Origin of the sequence: Streptomyces marianii (assembly GCF_005795905.1) — a bacterium.
Classification (GTDB): domain Bacteria; phylum Actinomycetota; class Actinomycetes; order Streptomycetales; family Streptomycetaceae; genus Streptomyces; species Streptomyces marianii.
In genome coordinates, this window is record NZ_VAWE01000001.1 from 1,930,854 (window position 1) to 1,951,088 (window position 20,235).

Genomic DNA, 20,235 nt, shown 5'->3' on the forward strand with positions numbered 1-20,235 from the left:
GTCCGCGGTAGCCGGGGGGTGGTTCGGCGCCGTCGCCGGACGGGCCTCGCGCGGGCGCCGGTCCTGACGGGCCGGGTCCGGCCGCGTCGGGCGTCGGGCGTTTACGGTACGGGCGCCGGTCTCGATCGCGGTACGGGCGCCGGGCGTTCACGGTACGGGTGCCGGTCTCGTCCGCGCCCGGACCCCGGTGGGTCACGGCTTCGTCGGTGCCCCGGTGAGGGTGAGGCGCGGCTTGGGGGCGTCGGTGCGGCCGGTCGGGGGTGTGCGGCTGCCGGCCCGGTAGGGCGCGGGCCAGGGCGCGGCGGGCCCGTCGTAGCTCTGCTCGGCGGCGGCGTGGAGCGTCCAGTGGGGGTCGTACAGGTGGGGCCTGGCCAGGGCGCAGAGGTCGGTGCGGCCGGCGAGGAGGAGGGAGTTGACGTCGTCCCAGGAGGAGATCGCGCCGACGGCGATGACGGGGACGCGGAGGGTGTTGCGGATGCGGTCGGCGTAGGGGGTCTGGTAGGAGCGGCCGTACTCGGGGCGTTCGTCGGGGACGACCTGGCCGGTGGAGACGTCGATGGCGTCGGCGCCGTGGGCGACGAAGGCGCGGGCGATCTCCACGGCGTCGTCGGCGGTGGTGCCTCCGGCGGCCCAGTCGGTGGCGGAGATCCGGACGGTCATGGGCCGGTCGTCGGGCCAGACGCCGCGGACGGTGTCGAAGACTTCGAGGGGGTAGCGGAGGCGGTTGGCGAGGCTGCCTCCGTAGGCGTCGGTGCGGTGGTTGGTGAGGGGGGAGAGGAAGCCGGAGAGGAGGTAGCCGTGGGCGCAGTGGAGTTCGAGGAGGTCGAATCCGCTGTCGGCGGCGCGGCGGGCGGCGGCGGCGAACTGGTCGCGGACGAGGGTCAGTCCGGCGCGGTCGAGCTGGTGCGGGGTCTGGTTGACGCCGGGCCGGTACGGGAGGGGTGAGGCGGCGACGAGGGGCCAGTTGCCGTCGGGCAGGGGCTGGTCGATGCCTTCCCACATGAGCCGGGTCGACCCTTTGCGGCCGGAGTGCCCGAGTTGGACGCCGATCGCGGTGCCGGGTGCCTGCCCGTGGACGAAGTCGGTGACGCGGCGCCAGGCGGTGGCGTGCGCGTCGGTGTAGAGGCCGGCGCAGCCGGGGGTGATACGGCCTTCGGCGCTGACGCAGACCATCTCGGTCATGACGAGTCCGGCTCCGCCGAGGGCGCGGGCGCCGAGGTGGACGAGGTGGAGGTCGCCGGGGTTGCCGTCGGCGGCGGAGTACATGTCCATGGGTGAGACGACCACGCGGTTGCGCAGGGTCAGCCGGCGCAGCCGCAGGGGCGTGAACATGGGCGGGGTGCCGGGCGGGCATCCGAAGTCGTCCTCGACGGTGCGGGTGAAGGCGGGGTCGCGCAGCCGGAGGTTGTCGTGGGTGACGCGGCGGCTGCGGGTGAGGAGGTTGAAGGCGAACTGGCGGGGTGGCTGGTCGAGGTAGGTGTGGAGGTCCTCGAACCAGCGGAGGCTTGCGGCGGCGGCGCGCTGGGTCGATTCGACGACGGGGCGGCGTTCGGCCTCGTAGGCGGCGAGGGCGTCGGGGAGGCCGGGGTGTTCATCGATGCAGGCGGCGAGGGCGAGTGCGTCCTCGACGGCCAGTTTGGTGCCGGAGCCGATGGAGAAGTGCGCGGTGTGCGCGGCGTCGCCCAGGAGGACGGTGTCGCCGTGGGACCAGCGTTCGTTGACGACGGTGCGGAAGGCGGTCCAGGCGGAGTTGTTACCGCGGAGGGGGCGGCCGCCGAGGGCCTCGGCGAAGATCTTGGCGCAGCGTTCCGCGGACTGCTGCTCGTCGCATGCGTCGAGTCCGGCGGCGCGCCAGACCTCTTCGCCCATTTCGACGATGACGGTGGATGCTCCGGTCGTGCGGGGCTCGCCGGGGTGTTCGGTCTGCTGGTGAGGGCCGGGTTCCGGGCGCTCGAAGGGGTAGCCGTGGAGCTGCATGACGCCGTGTTCGGTCTCGGCGATGTCGAAGCGGAAGGCGTCGAGGGCGAAGTCGGCGGCGAGCCAGATGTAGCGGCAGCGGTGGGTGGTGATGCGGGGGCGGAAGACGTCGGCGTGCGCGGTGCGGGTGGTGCTGTTGACGCCGTCGGCGGCGATGACGAGGTCGTGATGGGCGGCGAGTTCGGCCGCGGGTGGGGCCGGGGTGCGGAAACGGAGTTTCACGCCGAGATCCCGGCAGCGGTCGTGGAGGACGCGCAGGAGGGTGTGGCGGCCGAGTGCGGCGAATCCGTGTCCGCCGGAGGTGAGGGTGTGGCCGCGGCGGACGATGTCGATGTCGTCCCAGCGGACGAATGCGCGCTGGAGTGCGCGGTGGACGGTGGGGTCGGCGTGTTCGATGCCGCCGAGCGTCTCGTCGGAGAGGACGACTCCGAAGCCGAAGGTGTCGTCGGGGGCGTTGCGTTCCCAGACGGTGATGTCGCGTGCGGGGTCGAGGCGTTTGAGGAGGGCGGCGGCGTAGAGGCCGCCGGGGCCGCCGCCGACGACGGCGACACGCAGGGGGGCGCTCCGGCGCGGTGTCCGGTCGGGGCCCGGGAGGAGGCGGGGGGCGTCCGGGGCGCCGGGCGTGCCCGATACCCCCGGGGGCGGCGCTTCGGGGGCGGTGCCGGACGGGAGCGCGGCGTCGGGGGTACGGGGCGGCGGCGGGGTCATCGTCCCTGCCAGTTCGGGGCGCGCTTCTCGCTGAAGGCGGCGTGGAACTCGGCGTAGTCCTCGCCGTTCATCAGCAGGGCTTGGGTAGCGGCGTCCAGTTCGACCGAGGCTGCGAGCGGCATGTCGAGTTCCGCGGTGAGCAGCGCCTTGGTCTGGGCGTGGGCGAGGGCGGGGCCGTCGGCGAGGCGGCGGGCGAGGTCAGCGGCGGCCTTGTCGGCCTGGCCCTCCTCGGTGAGTTCGCTGATGAGTCCGATGCGTTCGGCCTCTGCGGCGCGGACGGGTTCGCCGAGCATCAGCAGCCGGGTGGCGTGGCCGAGGCCGACGACGCGAGGAAGCAGATACGCGGCGCCCATGTCTCCGCCGGAGAGCCCGACCTTGGTGAAGAGGTAGGAGAACCGGGCGGTGGGGTCGGCGACGCGGAAGTCGGCGGCGAGGGCGAGGACGGCCCCGGCGCCGGCGGCGGCACCGTGGACCGCGGCGATCACGGGGAAGGGGCATTCGCGGAGGGCGCGCACGACCTGGCCGGTCATCCGGTTGAAGTCGAGGAGCTGGGCGGTGTCCATGGCGAGGGTGGCACCGATGATGTCGTCGACGTCGCCGCCGGAGCAGAAGCCGCGGCCCTCGCCGGCGAGGACCAGGGCGCGCACGGAGCGTTCCCGGGAGAGTTCCGCGAGCAGGTCGCGCAGGTCGGCGTAGGCGCCGAAGGTGAGCGCGTTGAGCTTCTCCGGTCGGTCGAGGGTGACGGTGGCGATGCCGTCCTGCCTGGTCAGGCGGATGTGGCGCCACTGCTCGGTACGGGATGCGGAGCTGGGAAAGGGGCTCATGGACGTGTGGCCTCCTTCGGTGGGCGCGTCTCGTCCCACGTCTGCCTGCCACCCGAATTTATCACTTCTTCGTGACTTCCGTCACGAGGCCGCGATAACTCGCGGGTGCGTTGCGGCTCGGCGCAGGGCCCGTCACGGGTGTGGCACGGCTCCCGGCGGAGCGACCGGGGCATGCCGTCGCCCAAGATTCCGTCTCGTAAGGTTGAACCCACTACCAGACGCAGTGCCGGCCGCATGCGGGCCGTGATCGGAATCAGAGCCTTGCCCCACTCCCCCGGAACCGCCCCCGCCGCCGCGGTCACCGCCCTCTGGCGGATCGCGCTGCCGCACACCACCGCGGCGGTGCCGATCGCCCGCGCGCTGGTGCGCACGGCCCTGGCGGACGTCGAGGACGGGGCCGACCGCGACACGGCGGAGCTGCTCACGGCGGAGCTGGTCGCCAATGCCGTCGAGCACACCGGCGGCGTCACCCCGATCGAGCTGGCGGTGGAGCTGCTGCCGGAGGGCTGCCGGGTCGAGGTGCACGACCCCGACCCGTCCCCGCCCGGTTCCCTGTCCGGCCCTCCCCCGCACCCGGTGCCCGACCCGTGGCAGGAGCACGGCCGCGGGCTGCTGCTGGTGCGCATGCTGAGCGCGGCGTGCGGACACCGTCCGACCGCGCGGGGAAAGGCCGTCTGGTTCAGACTCCCCGGTGCTCCCGCTCAGGCGTGACCTCGGCGCTCATCTCGTCCGCCGTCCCGGAGGGGGTGGCTCCGGTGCCGGCGAGGCGCGAGTTGCGGCGGCCGTGGAGGCCGTACACCAGGGCGCCGGCGGCGAGGAAGACGGCGAACCGGAGCCAGGTCGTCCAGCCGGTGCCCCACATCGGACAGAGGCAGAACAGCACGCCGAGCACGAGGCCGAGGAGGTACAGCGGCACGCGGAACGAGGTCGCGGTGCCGGGGTGCGGGGATGCGGGGTCGTGCAAACGCGACGAGGTCCGGGCCCTGTGAGCCCGGACCCCTCCTGAACGGGAGAGATGCCAGCCGCGGAGCCGCATACGCCCCGAGCGCGGGTACGGCTATCCGGCCGCGGCCATGGTCGCCACGAGGACGGCCTTGATCGTGTGCATCCGGTTCTCGGCCTCGTCGAAGACGACCGAGTGAGGGGACTCGAAGACCTCGTCGCTGACCTCGAGCTCGGTGAGGCCGTGCCGTTCGTGGAGCTCGCGGCCGATGCGGGTGCCCAGGTCATGGAAGGCGGGCAGGCAGTGGAGGAACTTGACGTCCTGGTTGCCGGTGGCGCGCAGGACGTCCATGGTCACGGCGTAGGGGGCGAGGGCCGCGATGCGCTCGTCCCACACCTCCTTGGGCTCGCCCATGGAGACCCAGACGTCAGTGGCGATGAAATCCGCGCCGGCAACGCCCTCGGCGATGTCCTCGGTCAGGGTGATCGCCGCCCCGCTGGCCTCCGCGGCCGCGCGGGCCGCGGCGACGACGGCGTCGGCGGGCCAGTAGGCCTTGGGGGCGACGATCCGCACGTCCATGCCGAGCAGGGCTCCGGTGACGAGGTAGGAGTTGCCCATGTTGAAGCGGGCGTCGCCGAGGTAGGCCAGGGCTATCGAGGCGAGGGGCTTGTCGGTGTGCTCGGTCATGGTGAGCACGTCGGCGAGCATCTGGGTGGGGTGCCAGTCGTCGGTGAGCCCGTTGAACACCGGGACCCCGGCGTACGCGGCGAGCTCCTCGACGGCCGCCTGGCTCTCCCCCCGGTACTCGATACCGTCGAACATCCGGCCGAGCACGCGCGCGGTGTCCCTGACCGACTCCTTGTGCCCCAGCTGGGACGCGGCCGGGTCGAGATACGTCGTCGACGCCCCCTGGTCGGCGGCCGCGACCTCGAAGGCACAGCGGGTGCGGGTGGACGTCTTCTCGAAGATCAGCGCGACGTTCTTCCCGCGCAGACGCGGCACCTCGGCGCCGGCCCGCTTGGCGGCCTTGAGCCCGGCGGCCAGGTCGACGAGGCCGCGGAACTCCTCGGCCGTGAAGTCGAGCTCCTTGAGGAAGTGGCGGCCTTCGAGTTGTGTCGCCATGGTCGGCTGCTCCTGGATCGCGAACGGGACAATGGAATTCTATACACACTCCCGTATTGCTATACGACCGGGTCGGGTGGTGGCGTCAGGTGCCCGGCTGGACGGCGTCCCGCTCCACGGGACAGCTCATGCAGCGGGGGCCGCCCCGGCCCCGGCCGAGTTCGCTCCCCGGGATCTCGATCACCTCGATCCCCTGCTTGCGCAGATGCGTGTTGGTCGTCACATTGCGGTCGTAGGCCACGACCACGCCGGGCTCCACGGCGAGGACGTTGCAGCCGTCGTCCCACTGCTCCCGTTCCGCCGAGTGCACGTCCTGCGTCGCGGTGAGCACACGGATGTCCTTCAGCCCGAGAGCCGCCGCGATGGCGCTGTGCATGTGTTCCGGCGGATGGTCGGTGACCCGCAGGGACACGGCCCGGTCGCCCCCCGCCGGCTCGATCGTGTACGAGCGCAGCATGCCGAGGCCCGCATACTGCGTGAACGTGTCGTGGTCCACCATCGTCATCACCGTGTCCAGGTGCATGAACGCACGGCGCTTGGGCATGTCGAGCGCGACGATCGTCCGGGCCGAGCCGGCGGCGAACAGCCCCCGGGCGAGCATCTCCACGGCCTGCGGGGTGGTGCGCTCGCTCATGCCGATGAGCACGGCCCCGTTGCCGATGACGAGGACGTCGCCGCCCTCGATCGTGGACGGGTAGTCGTCCTGGCCCTCGGACCAGTGGTGGAACTCGCCCGCCTCGGGGCCTGTGAACAGCGGATGGTGCTTGTAGATCGCCTCGAAGTGCACGGTCTCGCGCTGACGGGCGGGCCAGCGCATGGCGTTGATGGAGACGCCGTCGTAGATCCAGGCGGAGGTGTCGCGGGTGAAGATGTGATTGGGCAGGGGGCCGAGGAGGAAGTCGTCGAGGTCCATCACGTGGAAGCGGACCGACGACGGCTCGGAGTGGCCGGCGAGGAACTCCCGCTTCGTCATGCCCCCGATGAGCGCTTCGGCGAGCCGCCGGGTGTCCATCTCGTCGAAGGCGGCCCGCAGATGGTCCGTGGCGAGCGGACCGTACTCCTTCTCGTCGAAGACCCGGTCCAGCACGAGCTTGCGCGCCGCCGGGATCTCCAGCGACTCGCGCAGCAGGTCGCCGAAGAGATGGACGGCGACGCCCCGGTCGCGCAGCACGTCGGCGAAGCCGTCGTGCTCCTGGCGGGCGCGCCGGACCCAGAGCAGGTCGTCGAAGAGCAGCGCGTCCTTGTTGCTGGGCGTGAGCCTCTTCAGCTCCAGATCCGGCCGGTGCAGAACGACCCGGCGCAGCCGCCCGGTCTCGGAGTCGACATGGAATCCCATGCCTCCATCCTGGCCGTCCGGAGGGCACTTCACCCGGCGAACGCCCGGACCGTCCGCTGCCGTATCCCGCGCCGCACGGCAGCCGGACGCTCCTCGGCAGCGGGCCCGGCGACGAGCGGCGCCCCGCCGGCCCGCTCCGGCTCCCCGGCCCCGGAGCGGTACGCGGGCCGTGGGGCCCGCCAGCGGTGGGTGACGCGGACGCGACCACCCACGGGCCGTGGCTGGGGCGCCGCATCTCCTCCGGTCGCCCGGACCGGCACCGGACCCGGTGGTGGTCCTTTCCCCCACGCCGTCCCCCCTCGCCGTCCCACTGCGCACACGGTGCCCACCCGCCCGTACGCCGTCCCGAAGAGCCTGCCCGGAGCGGGTGGTCCCACCGTACGGGGAGGCACCGACAGTGCCTCCCCGTATGCTCCGGCACGGCGACCGCACGGCTCCGGGTCCGCCTCGGGCCGGTCTACAGCCGGGGGTCGACCGGCTCCGACTCCAGCGCGAGCACCGCGAACACGGCCTCGTGGACGCGCCACAGCGGCTCACCGCCGGCGAGACGGTCGAGGGCCTCCAGGGCGAGCGCGTACTTCGCGGCGTGGGTCAGGGCGTCGGCCGGGCTGACGACGCCGTCCATCGCACGGATGACCTCGGTACCGTCCGCCCCCACCTTGATCACGAAGGACTTCAGCTTGGCGTCATGGCTGCGAGCGAACAGCCGCTTCGTGGTCGCCCGGCAACCGGTGGTGCGGCCGTCGGCGGTGGCGAACTGCGAGCAGGTGCAGGCGTTCAGCTCGACGGTGGTCTCGGTCTGCGCGGTCTTGGCGGCCATTTCCAGTCTCCCGAATTCCACATCCGCCGTACTACTCACGCACCTGCTGCCCCGTGCCCGCGACCGTCGGCACAAGGTGTGGGACCGCCGGATGGATACGTACGTCGAGTTGTTGAAATCGCGTCGGGCCATGGGGTTCGCCCGCCGGGACTTCCTCGCCAAACGAACGACATCGTCCCAAGTCTTCGACGCAGAGCAGGAACTCAAGGATCTCGGTCCACTCCGAGCACAGCTGTCGATGTTCGGGTCGACGGCCGTCCAGGCGCTTGATGACCTGGCGCTGACCGGGTTCACGGTGTGGATGAAGGCTGTCAGTGATTGACGCTCTCCCCCGTGAACGGGGGAGATTCCCACCGGGCCGTCGTTGTTGGACGGCGGTCGCGGGTGGTTCCTGTTTCATCACCCGCTGCCCGGCGTGCCGGGTCTTACGTGGGCTCCGCAGGCGTTTTGCGTGTCCGGGCGTCCCTCGGCCACGATGCGCCGTCCTTCACGGCGGAGGTTGAGTTCTGCGTTCTCGTCCCGGTTGTGGGCTGCCCCGCAGGAGCACACCCAGTTCCGGACCTTGAGTCCTTCCAGTCCCTTCGGCCCCTCGATCGACCCGCAGGCGGAGCACAGTTGCGTGCTGGGGAACCAGCGGGAGGCCTTGGCGAAGGTGCGTCCGTACCGTGCGCATTTGGCTTCGAGGGTGCGGGCGAACATGCTGAGCGACTGGTCGTGGACGGACTTGCCGCGCTTGCCCTTGGCGGTCCCCATGCCCTTCACGTTCAGGTCTTCCAGGTACACGGCTTGGCTCTCGCGCGTGATCTTGGTGGTTTCCTGCTCGATGAAGTCGCGTCGCTGGTCGGCGATGCGTGCGTGGATCTTCGCTACGGCGAGCTTGGCCTTGCGACGGTTGTTCGAGCCTTTCCGGGCTCGGGACAGCTTGCGCTGAGCCCGCTTGAGCTTCTCGGCCTGGCGGCGGAAGAACTTCGGCGAGCTGATCTTCCGGCCGCGCAGGACCGCGTAGGTCGACAGGCCCAGGTCGATACCGGTCTCGGTGTCGTCCAGGTCCAGCTCCGGCAGCGGCTTGCCCTCGGCCTCCACGACGAAGCTGGCGAAGTACCTGCCGGCTGCGTCCTTGATGATCGTCACGGACGACGGAGCGGAGGGAAGGTCTCGGGACCAGCGGACTTCCACGTCACCGATCTTCGGCAGGCGGAGCTTGCCGTCAGCGGTCACGGAGAAGCGAGCGTTCGTGGTGAACCGGATCGCCTGGCGGCTGGTCTTCTTCTTGAACTTCGGCGGCCCCGTCTTCGGACCCTTGCGGGTGCCGTTCTTCGACGCGAAGAAGTTGGAGTAGGCGGTCTCCAGGTCCCGCAGGGACTGCTGGAGGACCACGGCCGACACCTCGGACAGCCAGGCCCGTTCCTCGGTCTTCTTCGCCTCGGTGACCAACCGCTTCGACAGCTCCGCCGCCTTCGGCCGCTCGGCGCCCTGCTTGTAGGCGTCCTGGCGCAGACACAGCCCGTCGTTCCAGACCACGCGGGCACACCCGAACGCCTTCGCCAACGCCGTGCGCTGAGGAGCGTTCGGGTACACGCGGAAGGAGTACCTGAGCCGCATGCCAACGATCGTACTACAGTCGGTTTATGGCCGAGTATCAGAACATCCGCACTGGTAGACACTGCACGTTCGTCATGCACGTGCACTTGGTCTTCGTGACGAAGTACCGGCACAACGTCTTCACCAACGCCCACTTGAAGCGCATGGAGGAGATCATGCGCAGCGTCTGCGAGGACTTCGAAACCGAGCTGGTCGAGTTCAACGGCGAGACCAACCACGTGCACCTACTGGTGAACTTCCCACCCAAGGTCGCCATCTCCAAGCTGGTCAACAGCCTCAAGGGCGTCAGCTCACGCAGGCTCCGCCAGGAGTACCCAGAGCTGATCCGGCACAACTGGCGGGCACAGCACCTGTGGTCCGGCTCCTACTTCGCCGGGCCAGTCGACGGGGCTCCACTGTCGATTGTCCGTCAGTACATCGAGCAGCAGAATCGTCCGCTCTAGTCCGCGCGTCAGAACAGCACTGAGAATCGCTTCACCCCCCCCCGTAAACGGGGGAGCACTGCGATTAGTCCCGGTAGCGTGACTTCGACAACGTCGCCCGTGCCGACCCTGAGGCGGCCCGGAAGGCCGAAGAGAAGTTGGAGCAGATCAAGACGCTGAGCGAGAACGCCGACCTGATCGAGGAGCGGCCAACCGTGGCGATCCTCGCCGAGGCCAACCTCAAGGTGCCGTTCAGCTGGAGCGGTGGCGGAGGCCCTTCCGGAGAGATGCCATGAAGCGCTGAGGTCAGAAGGGCACGCCCGCGCGCTTGGCCAGCCGGGTCAATCGCGGGTTGCTCCGGCGGTGCAGCGAGGTCAAGACGCGCATCAATTCCTGAGACGTGGGGTGAACCCGGGCCATCTCGGGCGCGACGTCCCACGCCTCTTCGAGCGACTCGAGGGCGGCGTCACGGTCACCGAGGGCGAGATGCGACCTGCTGAGGTTCATGTGGAGGGGACCGATGCGGGTGGCTGGGAGGTCCGTGCCGCCCCGGATCAGGTCGTCGGCGGTGTCCAGCGCGGTGCGGTGCTGGTCCATGTCGGAGTACGTCGAGATGACGTGCGTGGCCGTCTGGTCGGGCCCGAAGTGGATGCCATGCTCGTCGGCGTCCTCGCCGTACTCCTCGGCCGTGCTCCACGCGGCCTCGATATGCTGCCCGGCGGTGGCCTTGTCCTTCAGGCGTCCGGCCAGCGTCAGCCCACGCAGGTGCAGAATGCCCAATCCGAAGGCGCGGTCACGACCGTGCAGGGTGGTCTCGGCTTCCACGATCGCGCGGTCCACGATGGCCAGCCCGCCCGCGAAGTCGCCGGAATTGAGGAAGGTTCCGGCCTCGTCCCTCGCGGCCACCGTGGCAGCGATCGGGTTCGCCCGTTCGGCGGCCAGCCTCTGTTTCATGACGGCCAGCTCGGCGAGGTGCATCCAGCGGTGCCGGGCGGCCAGCCAGTACACGACCGAGTACGTGTCGGCAACGCGCGTCCAGGCGTCGGGCGACCGGGTGGCGTGGGCGAAGTTGGTCGCCCGGGTCAGCACGCCCGGCGTCTTCTGCAACACGGCGGACAGCTCGGTCCGGTAGCGGTGCTCGTTCAGCCCGGCTAGCTCGCGCGGCAGGTCCTCGGGGTGAGGCGGAGGGCCGTCGGGGATGTCGAACCGCCGGATGGCGTAGTTGAGGGCGGTAAGGCTGTTCTCGTCGGCGCCCTCGACCGGGGCCGTACCGAGCAGCTCGTCAAGGGTCATCCGCATGGCTTGCGCGAAGGCTGCGGCGATGCCCTGCGTCAGCGCGCGGTCGCCCACCTCGATCTTGCTGAGGAGCGAGACCGACACACCCGCCCGTCGGGCAAGGGCAACCTGGCTCAGGCCACGTGCCTTGCGGCAGACGGCCACGTTCGCACCGGGTCCGGGAATCCTGGTCGCGCTCATCCTTTGCGTCTTCCCCGCTCGACTTCCGTTACGTCCCATCGTCCCACCGTGGCCACCGCCTCGCCCTGGTGTTGTGCAAGAGGTGTGCAAGTTCGGCTTGCACAGCGGCAGTTCTCTTGGGTGACACACGTATGCCCGGGTGGGACGAGGGGGCATGGCACAGACATACGAGAAGCCACCGACGACGCTCAGCCACGGCGAGCTGCCGTACCCGCACGGAACGCTCGTCGAGGACACGCAGCACGAGCGGACCGGCGAACTCGTCGGCGTGATCGAGGAGCACACCAAGGAGGGCAGGAAGCTCATCAGCCAGACTGCGTATCTGCGCCCCAAAGGGGGTGGCATGGAATGGGAAACGCCTTTGGCCCGTATCCGACCCGTCGAGAACCATTAGACGTTCCGACCAAGCGCGCGGCCCTCATCACCTCGGGCGACGTGATCGGCTACGAGGGCGAGTGGCGCACCGTCAAGGAGGCGTCCACCGCCCGCGGTCCGATGGGCGGGTTAGCCGTCGTGGTCACCTGGGAGGAGAGTGGTTCGGCGCGCTTCCCCGCCGGGGACGAACTCCTTCTCGGTGAGCCGGACTCCGCCTGACCAGCTTCACCGGTGGATCAGCGCGGCGTCAGACGCGGTGCATCGCAAGGCGGAGGGTCGTCCTCATACTGGGCGTATTCGGGCGATCCGGCAACGCAGCGAGGTGCCGCAGCTGCCGTCGTGCGCCCGCCGGGGACTACGGGACAGCCCTTAGCTGGACCAGTTCGCGGCGGCTCTCCCGCTGCACGCTGGTTGCCGGGGTGCTTGTGCAGCAGGAAGCGCCCAGGTCGATGGCGGGACGCTCGGGGGTGCCGGTCGTACTGATCGTCAGGAACACGTGTCCGAGTATCACCGACTCGTCCCCTCCCGACCAGCGGTTTCCCCGACCTTCGGCCGCTCGGCGGGTGCCTGCGGGGCCGGGCTCAGGGGCGTGCCGTCCGGGTGCGCGCGGCCAGGGCGGCGATGCGGTCCGGGCCGACGCGGCAGCATCCACCGGCCAGACGGGCCCCCGCGGCGGCCCAGTCGGAGAGCCGGGCCGGGTCGAAGGCGATGTCGCCGGTCCAGGCACGGGCCCTGGCGTCCCACCGCTCCCCGCTGTTGGGGTAGACCACGACCGGTCTGCCCGTTTCGCGCGCGGCGACCTCCACGGCCGGGCCGACGTCGGCGGGCTCGCAGCAGTTGACGCCGACGGCGACCACGTGGTCGTGGCCGGCGGCGAGGGCGAAGGCCTCCGCGAGGTCCTGGCCGGCGCGGGTGCGTCCGCCCTCGATCGTGTAGGACAGCCACACCGGCACGCCGGTGTCCGCCGTGGCCCGCAGCAGGGCCGCGGCCTCGTCGGTGTCCGGCACGGTCTCCAGGGCGAGCACGTCCGGGCCGGCTCGGGCCAGGGCCTCGATGCGGGGCCGGTGGAATGCCTCCAGCTCCCGCACCGTGAGTCCGTAGCGGCCGCGGTACTCGCTGCCGTCCGCGAGCAGCGCGCCGTACGGGCCCACCGAGGCGGCCACCCACACCTCCCGCGTCGTCCGCTCCCCCGCGGCGCGCGCGAGCGCCACACTGCGGGCGAGGAGCGCGGCCGCCTCGTCCGGACCGGCACCGCGCCTGGCGAACCCCTCGTACGTGGCCTGGTAGCTGGCGGTGATGAGCACCTGGGCGCCCGCCCGCACATACGCCGTGTGCGCGGCCTCGATCTGTTCGGGACCGTCGGCGAGCAGCCGTGCCGACCAGAGGCCGTCGGACAGGTCGCAGCCCTGTGCTTCCAGCTGGTTGGACAGTCCGCCGTCGAGGACGAGCGGACCGTCCCCGGCCAGGGCGGCGGCGAGGCTGCGGGCGGGCTTCACGGGTGGCCCCACTTCCGGTGGTCGGGCGTCCGGGACGGCGGTCGGCCTCAGTTCAGCTGGGACTGGACCTGCGCGGAGATGAGCTCGAGGTGGTCGAGGTCGTCGAGGTCGAGGACCTGGAGGTAGACGCGGGAGGACCCTGCAGCGGCGTAGCGGCCGAGCTTGTCGACGACTTCGGCGGGCGAGCCGGCGAGGCCGTTGGCCTTCAGCTCGCCGACCTCGCGGCCGATGGCGGCGGCGCGTCGGGCGACCTCCGCGTCGTCCCTGCCGACGCAGACGACGAGGGCGTTGGAGTAGACGAGGTCGCCGGGGGAGCGTCCGGCCTCCTCGGCGGCCGCGCGGACCCGTCCGAACTGCCGCTCCGTGTCCTCCGGCGACGCGAACGGGATGTTGAACTCGTCGGCGTACTGCGCGGCCAGGCGCGGGGTGCGGATGGCGCCGTGGCCGCCGATGAGCACCGGGACCCTGTCCTGGGCGGGCTTGGGCAGCGCCGGGGAGTCCTGCAGCTGGTAGTACCGGCCTTCGTAGCTGAAGGACTTGCCGATGTCGGTGCTCCACAGACCGGTGACGATAGCCAGTTGCTCCTCGAGCCGGGCGAACTTCTCCTTGGGGAAGGGGATGCCGTACGCCCTGTGCTCCTCCTCGAACCAGCCGGCGCCGAGGCCGAGCTCGACCCGGCCGCCGGACATCTGGTCGACCTGCGCGACCTGGATCGCGAGCACACCCGGCAGCCGGAAGGTGCCGGCCGTCATCAGGGTGCCGAGCCTGATCCTCGTGGTCTCCCGGGCGAGGCCGGCCAGGGTGATCCAGGCGTCGGTGGGTCCGGGCAGGCCGTCCGCCGATCCCATGCTGAGGTAGTGGTCCGAGCGGAAGAAGGCGTCGAAGCCCAGGTCCTCGGTGGCCCTGGCCACGGTGAGCAGGGTGTCGTAGGAGGCGCCTTGCTGGGGCTCGGTGAAGATTCGAAGGTCCATACATCCATCCTGCACCTCGGTCCGTGCTTCAACCTCACCGTGCCGTGCCGCACGGCGCCGTGCCGCGCAGGCCGGAACGGATCGGCCGGAACGGGCCGCGCAGGCCGCGACCGTGCTGCCGCGCCGGACGCCTCGTGCCGTGCCGGTCCGCACGCATCGGGCCGGTCCGCACGCATCGGGCCGGTCCGCACGCATCGGGCCGGTCCGCACGCATCGGGCCGGTCCGCACGCATCGGGCCGGTCGCACCGACAGCGTGCGCCGGGCGGGCCGACCGCGCGGTCCACGGGAGTGGACCTGCGGCGGAGCGGGCGCGCGACCGGGGGTGCGCGGTCAGTGGGGTGCGGGGCGTTCCGGCTCAAGGCGGACTCGCCGTCGGTTCCGCCGCATCCGGACGGCGGGCGGCGAGCCCGCGACCACCGGCGCCGCCGCCTTCCCGTCCCCGCTCCCGGTAGTGGTCGAGGTCGCGGTCTCTTCGGCGCTCCCGGTCGCGCTCGCACAGGAAGAGGCGGTGGAGCATGGCGCGGACGCGGTCGCTGGACTCGTCCGCGGCGTCGATCGCCTCGATGCACTGCCAGTAGAGCCCCTCCTCGTCCGTGGCGCAGGCGACGCCGACGAGCGCTATGCCGACCTCGCCGAGCAGGGTCCCGAGCGCGTCCAACGAGCGCCTGGGATCAGCCACTTCGGTGAGCCGGGCGGCTCTCGGCCCGCCTGAGCGCAGGACGGCCGGGTCGGCGAGCATGCCGGCCCGGCCACCTGCCTCGCTGAGTCCGCGCGCCTCGCCTCTCAGCTCCTGCGGTCCGTTCACCGCCAGCCGGCTTCCGATCGCCTGGGCGAGGGCCTGCGTCTGCCACGCCTCCGCCACCACGTCGAGCGCCGTGCGGCACTCCGCGAGTGCGCGCCTGCCGATTGCCACGAGCCGTTCCGCGTCCATGTACGCCGCCCCCGTTCGTACGACTGTCTGCCCACTGAGTCACTACCCAGAGTGAAGGAGCTCCAGACGAAAAGCCAGGGGAATTCGGAAATCTGTGGACAGGTAGCCGCTTGGGGAAAGATCAGTCACTCCGTAGAGTGACGATCCTGTTCGGACGGACCGTCGGACGCCCGTTCGGCCAGCGGGAAGCGGAGCTCGTTCCGGTCGATCTTCTCCGACAGCGCCCGGAGCACGTCGATCCCGACCACCTCACAGAACTGGAGCAGATACGCAAGCACATCGGCGACTTCGTCGGCCACCCGGTGGGCCTTGCGGGGATCGTCCATCACCCGCGCCGACTCCTCCGGCGTGAGCCACTGGAAGATCTCGACGAGCTCCGCCGCCTCGACCGTCAGCGCCACGGCCAGGTTCTTCGGTGTGTGGTAGGGCCGCCAGTTCCTCGCCGCGGCGAACTCGGCCAGTCTGCGCTGCAGCGCCCGCACGTCCAGTTCCGTCATCGCACCAGGTCTACCACCGTCACACCCCGGACCTCCCGGGCGGCCGCGGCCTCCCCCACCTCCCCCACCAGGCGGAGGTGCCCGTCGGCGCAGACGGACGCGGCCAGGGCGAGGAGGGCGCGGAACTGGGCGGCGTCCAGGGCGCGGTCGAGGTTCTCGGCGAGGACGGTCAACGACTGCAGCGCCCGCGGGACCTCCGACGCCTGGTCGACCGCCAGCACTCCGGGTCCGGTCAGCAGGACCAGGGCGAGCGCCAGGAACCGCAGTTCACCGTCGCCGAGACGGCCGAGCGGGGTCGCCCGGGCGGCAGCGCCGTCCGCCGGGTCCCGGCCGAGGACCGCGCGGACCGTTCCGTCGGCGAGCTGCTCGACCCCGACGTCGCTGACGGGGCCGGCGCATGCCGCACGGGCGACGGACGTCAGCCGCGCATGGCGGCGCGTGCACTCGTGGCGGGTGCGGTGGAGCACGGCGGCGAGGTTGTCGCAGCCGCTCCGCAGCCGTCCCTCCCCCGGCGCCACCGGCTCCCGCATCAGCTCGGGCCTCGGATCGCAGGGGAACACCGACCGCAGCGCCACCACGACCTGCTCGGCGGCCGCGAGCACCTGCCGCTGCCCGTCCGTCGTCCCGGCGACCCGCAGCGGCAGGAGCGCGGTGCCGAGCAGGTCGTCGGGTAACGGTGCGCGGGTGACCCGGCCGCCGCCCGCGGTGTGCCAGGCGGCCTGGACGCTCGAGCGTCCGGGGTCGCGCAGGGCGGTGCTCAGCAGCGTCCGTCCGCGGGCGGTCAACCGCTCGCCGACGATGCGCGGTTCGGGTTCGGCCTGCACGGCGAGGTCGAGCCGGACGGGCCCCTCCGGACCGTCGGCCGTGCAGCCGATCCTGAAGCCCCGCCGGCCCTGCTCGTCACGTGCCGCGCCCTCGGGCACGCAGCCCGCCGGATCGGGAAAGACCTCGCCCAGTGCGGCGCCGGCCCCGAGCCGGGCGAGGGCCTCGTACGCGCGCAGGGCGGTCGACTTGCCGCTGCCGCTCGGCCCGGCGAAGAGGGTCACGGGGCCGAGCGGCAGGACACTCCCCCGGTGCGCGGCGAAGGAGGAGAGTCGCAGTTCGGTGACGGTGGGGCGAATGGCTGGTGCGTCCATGCGGGGGACGCTACGCAGGGCCCGGCGCGCCGAACCGTTACCTCGGCAGACGCTTCCTACGAACGGGGGACGGCCGCCGCCGCGAGACCGTCGACCTCCGTGCCGACGGGCGCGAGCAGGAACACGTTGCGGTCGACGCGGTGCATCCCGCAGCCGAGACCGAAGACGACGCCGCTGCTGAAGTCGAGGATGCGCTTGGCGACTTCGGCGTCGGCACTGGTGAGGTCGAGCAGGACGGGAACCCGGGAGATCAGGTGCTCGGCGACGTCGCGGGCGTCGGCGAAGACCTGAACGCGCAGGACGACCATCCGACGCTGCTCCACCTCGGCACCGGGCGCGGCGGCGGCCAGGCGCGCGCGGGGGATCGTGCGGTGGTCCACGCGTGAGGGCCACTCGTTGCGGCCCCGCAGCGGCACGACCTGGGCCAGGCCCTCCCACTGTTCGTCGGTGACGTCGTACCTCTCGTACCTGCTCATGCGACCATCTTCGCGCCCCTCACCCATTCGGCCCAACAGCGACACGGACGAGTCCGCGCCCGCACGTGGACGGGAGAGGACCGGCTCCGGCGGCGGGCCGCGGAGGCTTCCGGCGGTCGCCCGCGGGTTCACCGTTCACCCGGTGTGCCGCCGGGCCGGCGTTGTCCGGCGGGTCACCCGTCGGCGAGCCGCTTCGGCGGCCGCGAGGTTGATCTCGCGGGTGCCGATCTCCTTGCCCGGGTACTCCGGCGTGCGGCCGACCATCGGCCCGGCGACGAACACCGCGATGATCGCCGTGATCAGGATGCCGTAGCGGCCGGACCCGGCACCACCGGTGGCGATCTCGCCCAGCATCATGCCGAGTGGTGGTCCCACCGCCCGGGCCCGTGCAGGACGAGTGGAACGAGTCCACGGCGCCCGGCCACGTCAGCGTGGCGGACGAGTCAGAGGAAGACCCGCCGTCGGGCCGTTGTGCGCTCCCTTGACGGTGCCCTGACGTCCCCGGGTGCGTCCTTGACGCGTCTCTTACGGCCGGATCGCCCCGACGCGGCAAAACCGCAGGCAGGGGCGTGTGCGGGCGGGCCTGGACGGTGGCCCGCCGCCGCCGCTGCGGGCCTGCCGGTGAATCGGCGTCGAACGCGCCACGGGGCGTGCGCAACCGTCGGAGCCGGTGGAGCATGAGAGTGATGACCGGATCCATGACCCTGATCAGTGAGAGCCCGGAGGACCCGTTCTCGCTGGGGCGGGCCCTCTCCCTGGTGCTGGACGAACGTGGGACGGTGGTCGGCTGGAGCGAGCGCGCAAGCGAACTCCTGGGGTTCACCGACGAGGAGGCCCTCGGCCGCCCCGCGGAGGACCTCCTCGTCGACGGGCCGGACCGCGGCCTCGTGCGGGAGGCCGCGGCGGGCTGCGTACGGGACGGCGGCTGGTTCGGGGTGGTGCCGGTCCTCGACCGGGAGGGCCGCAGGTCCCGCTACGGGGTCCGGGCCAGACGGGTGATACGGCCGGGCCGGGCGGATGAGTGGCTGCTGGTGGGCGCGCCGGCCGAGGAGGTCACCCAGTGGGAGATCGACCGGTCGGTCATGGAGGGGCTGTTCCGCCGCTCCCCCATCGGTCTGTCGGTGCACGACCCGAACCTCGCGATCCTGCGGATCAACCGGCCGATAGCGCATATCGGCGGCATCTCCAGCGACCAGGCCCGGGGCCACCGCATCGGCGACTTCCTGGTGGCCATGGACGCCGAGACGATCGAGTCGCGGCTGAGGGAGGTCCTGGAGACCGGGATTCCGATGATCTTCACCGAGCAGTCGTGCCGGCTGCTCGTCGAGCCGGGGATCGAGCGGTACGTCGCCGTGTCCGCCTTCCGCATGGAGGACTCGGGCGGCCGGACGCTCGGCGTGACCCAGCTCGTCGAGGACGTCACCGACCGGCACCGGGCGCGCCGCCGGCTGGCGATGCTGAACGAGGCGAGCGAGCTCATCGGTACCACGCTGGACGTGGAGACCACGGCGCAGGAGCTGGTGGACGTCGCCGTGCCGGGTATCGCCGACTGTGTGACGGTCGACCTCCTGCCGGCGGTGGGGCTGGGCGAGGCGCTGTTCCCGGAGCGCGGCGGGCCGCTGCGCAGGGCCGCGTTCAAGTCGGTCGCGCCGTACCCCGAGCGGGTGATGTACCCGGTGGGCACGCTCAGATCGTTCCCGAAGGACTCTCCGCAGGCCCAGTGCCTGGTGAGCCGGCGCCCGGTGCTGGTTCCCCACATGGTTCCCGACGAAGTGGAGCTGGGGCTGGACCCCGAACGGGCCGAGCACGCCCGGGCGCTGGGCGTCCACTCGCTGATGGTCGTGCCGCTGACCGCCCGGGGCCTGGTGCTGGGGCTGGTCTGCCTGTGGCGGTATGTCGCCCCGGAGCCGTTCGAGGAGGACGATCTGACGCTGGCGAACGAGTTCGCCGCCCGGGCCGGGGTCGCCATCGACAACGCCCGCCGCTACACCCAGCAGCGCCGGACCGCACTGGCGCTGCAACGCCGGCTGCTGCCGCGCGAGATCCCCTCGCAGCCGGCGGTGCGCGTCGCGCACCGGTATCTTCCGGCGGGCGGCTCGGCGGGAGTCGGCGGTGACTGGTTCGACGTGATCCCGCTCTCCGGGGCCCGGGTCGCGCTGGTCGTCGGCGACGTCGTGGGCCACGGCATCAACGCCGCCGCGACGATGGGCCGGCTCCGCACCGCGGTGCACACCCTGGCCGATCTGGACCTGGAACCGGACGAGGTGCTGTCCCACCTCGACGACCTGGTCACCCGGCTGGCCGGCGAGCAGGAGCAGGGCGACGAGGGCTCCCCCGGCGAGCAGGTGGTCGGCGCCACCTGCCTGTACGCCGTGTACGACCCGGTGTCCCGGATCTGCTCCGTGGCCCGCGCGGGTCATCCACCGCCCGCGCTCGTCGCACCGGACGGCGAGGTGAGCCTGCCCGATCTCCCGGCCGGGCCGCCGCTGGGCCTCGGGGGGCTGCCGTTCGAGTCCGAGGAGCTGGAGCTGCCGGAGAACAGCGTGCTCGCCCTGTACACCAACGGGCTCATCGAGGGCGACGCCCATGACATCGACGCGGGTCTCGACCGGCTGTCAGAGGCCCTGCGGGGCCCGGACCGGCCGCTGGAGGACATGGCCCAGTCGGTGGTGGACGCGCTGCTTCCCGCACGGCCCTCCGACGACGTGGCCCTGCTGCTGGCCAGGACCCGCACCCTCGCACCCGGGCAGGTCGCGACCTGGGTGCTGCCCGCCGAGCCGACCACCCCGGCCCGGGCCAGGGTGCTGACCTCCCAGAAGCTGACCGAGTGGGGCCTGCAGGAGATGATCTTCACCACCGAGCTGGTCGTGAGCGAACTCGTCACCAACGCCTACCGCTACGCCGGCGGTCCGGTGACCCTGAGACTGATCCGTCTCCACCGTCTGATCTGCGAGGTCTCCGACCCCAGCAGCACCTCGCCGCATCTGCGGCGGGCCCGCAGCACCGACGAGGGCGGCCGCGGACTGCTGCTCGTGGCACAACTGACGTCGCGATGGGGTACACGGCACGCACATGAGGGCAAGACTGTCTGGACCGAGCAGGAGCTGCCGGGCTGACCGGTG

At 71.7% G+C, this 20,235-nt stretch carries 21 protein-coding genes and 2 pseudogenes; 7 read left to right on the forward strand and 16 right to left on the reverse strand.

Features of this window, described 5'->3' with window-relative positions; translation table 11 throughout:
* Positions 1-192 precede the first annotated feature (192 nt).
* Both FEF34_RS08520 and FEF34_RS08525 read right to left on the reverse strand, forming a co-directional pair.
* Entirely contained in the window at positions 193-2,685 is a 2,493-nt protein-coding gene (locus tag FEF34_RS08520; protein WP_234042332.1) for a bifunctional salicylyl-CoA 5-hydroxylase/oxidoreductase, read from the reverse strand.
* Positions 2,682-3,509 carry an enoyl-CoA hydratase family protein gene (locus tag FEF34_RS08525; protein ID WP_138052604.1) on the reverse strand — a complete coding sequence of 276 codons (828 nt, stop codon included), beginning with the start codon at positions 3,507-3,509 and terminating at the stop codon, positions 2,682-2,684. The genes FEF34_RS08520 and FEF34_RS08525 overlap by 4 nt, the downstream gene beginning before the upstream one ends.
* A 234-nt stretch (positions 3,510-3,743) precedes the next feature.
* Between FEF34_RS08525 and FEF34_RS08530 the strand changes: the two genes are divergently transcribed.
* A complete protein-coding gene (locus FEF34_RS08530; RefSeq protein WP_407698266.1) occupies positions 3,744-4,220 on the forward strand; it encodes an ATP-binding protein in 477 nt (158 codons plus the stop codon).
* On the opposite strand, the gene FEF34_RS41980 is transcribed toward FEF34_RS08530, so the two are convergent.
* From FEF34_RS41980 to FEF34_RS44180, 4 genes and pseudogenes are all read right to left on the reverse strand, one after another.
* On the reverse strand, positions 4,189-4,473 hold the full coding sequence (locus FEF34_RS41980) for a hypothetical protein (protein ID WP_199800651.1): 285 nt from the start codon (positions 4,471-4,473) through the stop codon (positions 4,189-4,191). The genes FEF34_RS08530 and FEF34_RS41980 overlap by 32 nt on opposite strands.
* A 93-nt stretch (positions 4,474-4,566) precedes the next feature.
* Positions 4,567-5,574, reverse strand: coding sequence for an ornithine carbamoyltransferase (gene argF / locus FEF34_RS08540; protein WP_138052605.1), 1,008 nt, complete (start codon positions 5,572-5,574; stop codon positions 4,567-4,569).
* Between the two features lie 85 nt (positions 5,575-5,659).
* Positions 5,660-6,910: an arginine deiminase gene (locus FEF34_RS08545; RefSeq protein WP_138052606.1), complete on the reverse strand. Its 1,251-nt coding sequence runs from the start codon at positions 6,908-6,910 to the stop codon at positions 5,660-5,662.
* Positions 6,911-7,367: 457 nt separating this feature from the next.
* Positions 7,368-7,490, reverse strand: a pseudogene (locus tag FEF34_RS44180) (hypothetical protein); the annotation flags it as partial.
* A 331-nt stretch (positions 7,491-7,821) separates the two neighbouring features.
* Between FEF34_RS44180 and FEF34_RS08555 the strand changes: the two are divergent.
* On the forward strand, positions 7,822-8,052 hold the full coding sequence (locus FEF34_RS08555) for a hypothetical protein (RefSeq protein WP_171052737.1): 231 nt from the start codon (positions 7,822-7,824) through the stop codon (positions 8,050-8,052).
* 77 nt (positions 8,053-8,129) lie between these two features.
* Here the strand turns inward: FEF34_RS08555 and FEF34_RS08560 are convergent, their stop codons facing one another.
* The gene (locus tag FEF34_RS08560) at positions 8,130-9,332 is read right to left on the reverse strand and encodes an RNA-guided endonuclease InsQ/TnpB family protein (protein WP_138052609.1); all 1,203 of its coding nucleotides are present in this window, start codon (positions 9,330-9,332) and stop codon (positions 8,130-8,132) included.
* Positions 9,333-9,358: 26 nt separating this feature from the next.
* Between FEF34_RS08560 and tnpA the strand changes: the two genes are divergently transcribed.
* Entirely contained in the window at positions 9,359-9,775 is a 417-nt protein-coding gene (gene tnpA / locus FEF34_RS08565) for an IS200/IS605 family transposase (RefSeq protein WP_138052610.1), read from the forward strand.
* A 137-nt stretch (positions 9,776-9,912) separates the two neighbouring features.
* Positions 9,913-10,050 (forward strand): hypothetical protein, encoded by a 138-nt coding sequence (locus FEF34_RS41125; RefSeq protein ID WP_171052878.1) that lies wholly within the window; start codon positions 9,913-9,915, stop codon positions 10,048-10,050.
* A gap of 10 nt (positions 10,051-10,060) precedes the next feature.
* On the opposite strand, the gene FEF34_RS08570 is transcribed toward FEF34_RS41125, so the two are convergent.
* Positions 10,061-11,230, reverse strand: a complete 1,170-nt coding sequence (locus FEF34_RS08570) for a helix-turn-helix domain-containing protein (RefSeq protein ID WP_138052611.1) — start codon at positions 11,228-11,230, stop codon at positions 10,061-10,063.
* A 154-nt stretch (positions 11,231-11,384) separates the two neighbouring features.
* Here FEF34_RS08570 and FEF34_RS08575 point away from each other — a divergent pair, with 154 nt between their 5' ends.
* Positions 11,385-11,624: a hypothetical protein gene (locus tag FEF34_RS08575; RefSeq protein ID WP_138052612.1), complete on the forward strand. Its 240-nt coding sequence runs from the start codon at positions 11,385-11,387 to the stop codon at positions 11,622-11,624.
* Entirely contained in the window at positions 11,579-11,824 is a 246-nt protein-coding gene (locus tag FEF34_RS08580) for a hypothetical protein (protein WP_138052613.1), read from the forward strand. The genes FEF34_RS08575 and FEF34_RS08580 overlap by 46 nt, the downstream gene beginning before the upstream one ends.
* Positions 11,825-11,960: 136 nt before the next feature.
* On the opposite strand, the gene FEF34_RS41130 is transcribed toward FEF34_RS08580, so the two are convergent.
* From FEF34_RS41130 to FEF34_RS42710, 8 genes and pseudogenes are all read right to left on the reverse strand, one after another.
* A complete protein-coding gene (locus FEF34_RS41130) occupies positions 11,961-12,101 on the reverse strand; it encodes a hypothetical protein (RefSeq protein ID WP_171052879.1) in 141 nt (46 codons plus the stop codon).
* A gap of 85 nt (positions 12,102-12,186) precedes the next feature.
* Complete coding sequence (mmuM, locus tag FEF34_RS08585) at positions 12,187-13,101, reverse strand: homocysteine S-methyltransferase (RefSeq protein ID WP_138052614.1); 915 nt, start codon at positions 13,099-13,101, stop codon at positions 12,187-12,189.
* Positions 13,102-13,148: 47 nt separating this feature from the next.
* Positions 13,149-14,072 (reverse strand): LLM class F420-dependent oxidoreductase, encoded by a 924-nt coding sequence (locus tag FEF34_RS08590; protein ID WP_138052615.1) that lies wholly within the window; start codon positions 14,070-14,072, stop codon positions 13,149-13,151.
* A gap of 356 nt (positions 14,073-14,428) precedes the next feature.
* Positions 14,429-15,004, reverse strand: a complete 576-nt coding sequence (locus tag FEF34_RS08595; protein WP_234042333.1) for a DUF6099 family protein — start codon at positions 15,002-15,004, stop codon at positions 14,429-14,431.
* Between the two features lie 125 nt (positions 15,005-15,129).
* A complete protein-coding gene (locus FEF34_RS08600) occupies positions 15,130-15,501 on the reverse strand; it encodes a nucleotide pyrophosphohydrolase (RefSeq protein WP_138052617.1) in 372 nt (123 codons plus the stop codon).
* Positions 15,498-16,637 (reverse strand): AAA family ATPase, encoded by a 1,140-nt coding sequence (locus tag FEF34_RS08605; protein ID WP_138052618.1) that lies wholly within the window; start codon positions 16,635-16,637, stop codon positions 15,498-15,500. The genes FEF34_RS08600 and FEF34_RS08605 overlap by 4 nt, the downstream gene beginning before the upstream one ends.
* A 56-nt stretch (positions 16,638-16,693) precedes the next feature.
* Positions 16,694-17,113, reverse strand: coding sequence for a cell division protein SepF (locus FEF34_RS08610; protein WP_138052619.1), 420 nt, complete (start codon positions 17,111-17,113; stop codon positions 16,694-16,696).
* Between the two features lie 198 nt (positions 17,114-17,311).
* Positions 17,312-17,576 (reverse strand): annotated as a pseudogene (locus FEF34_RS42710) (potassium-transporting ATPase subunit KdpA); the annotation flags it as partial.
* Between the two features lie 223 nt (positions 17,577-17,799).
* Between FEF34_RS42710 and FEF34_RS08620 the strand changes: the two are divergent.
* A complete protein-coding gene (locus tag FEF34_RS08620) occupies positions 17,800-20,229 on the forward strand; it encodes a SpoIIE family protein phosphatase (protein WP_138052620.1) in 2,430 nt (809 codons plus the stop codon).
* Positions 20,230-20,235 lie beyond the last annotated feature (6 nt).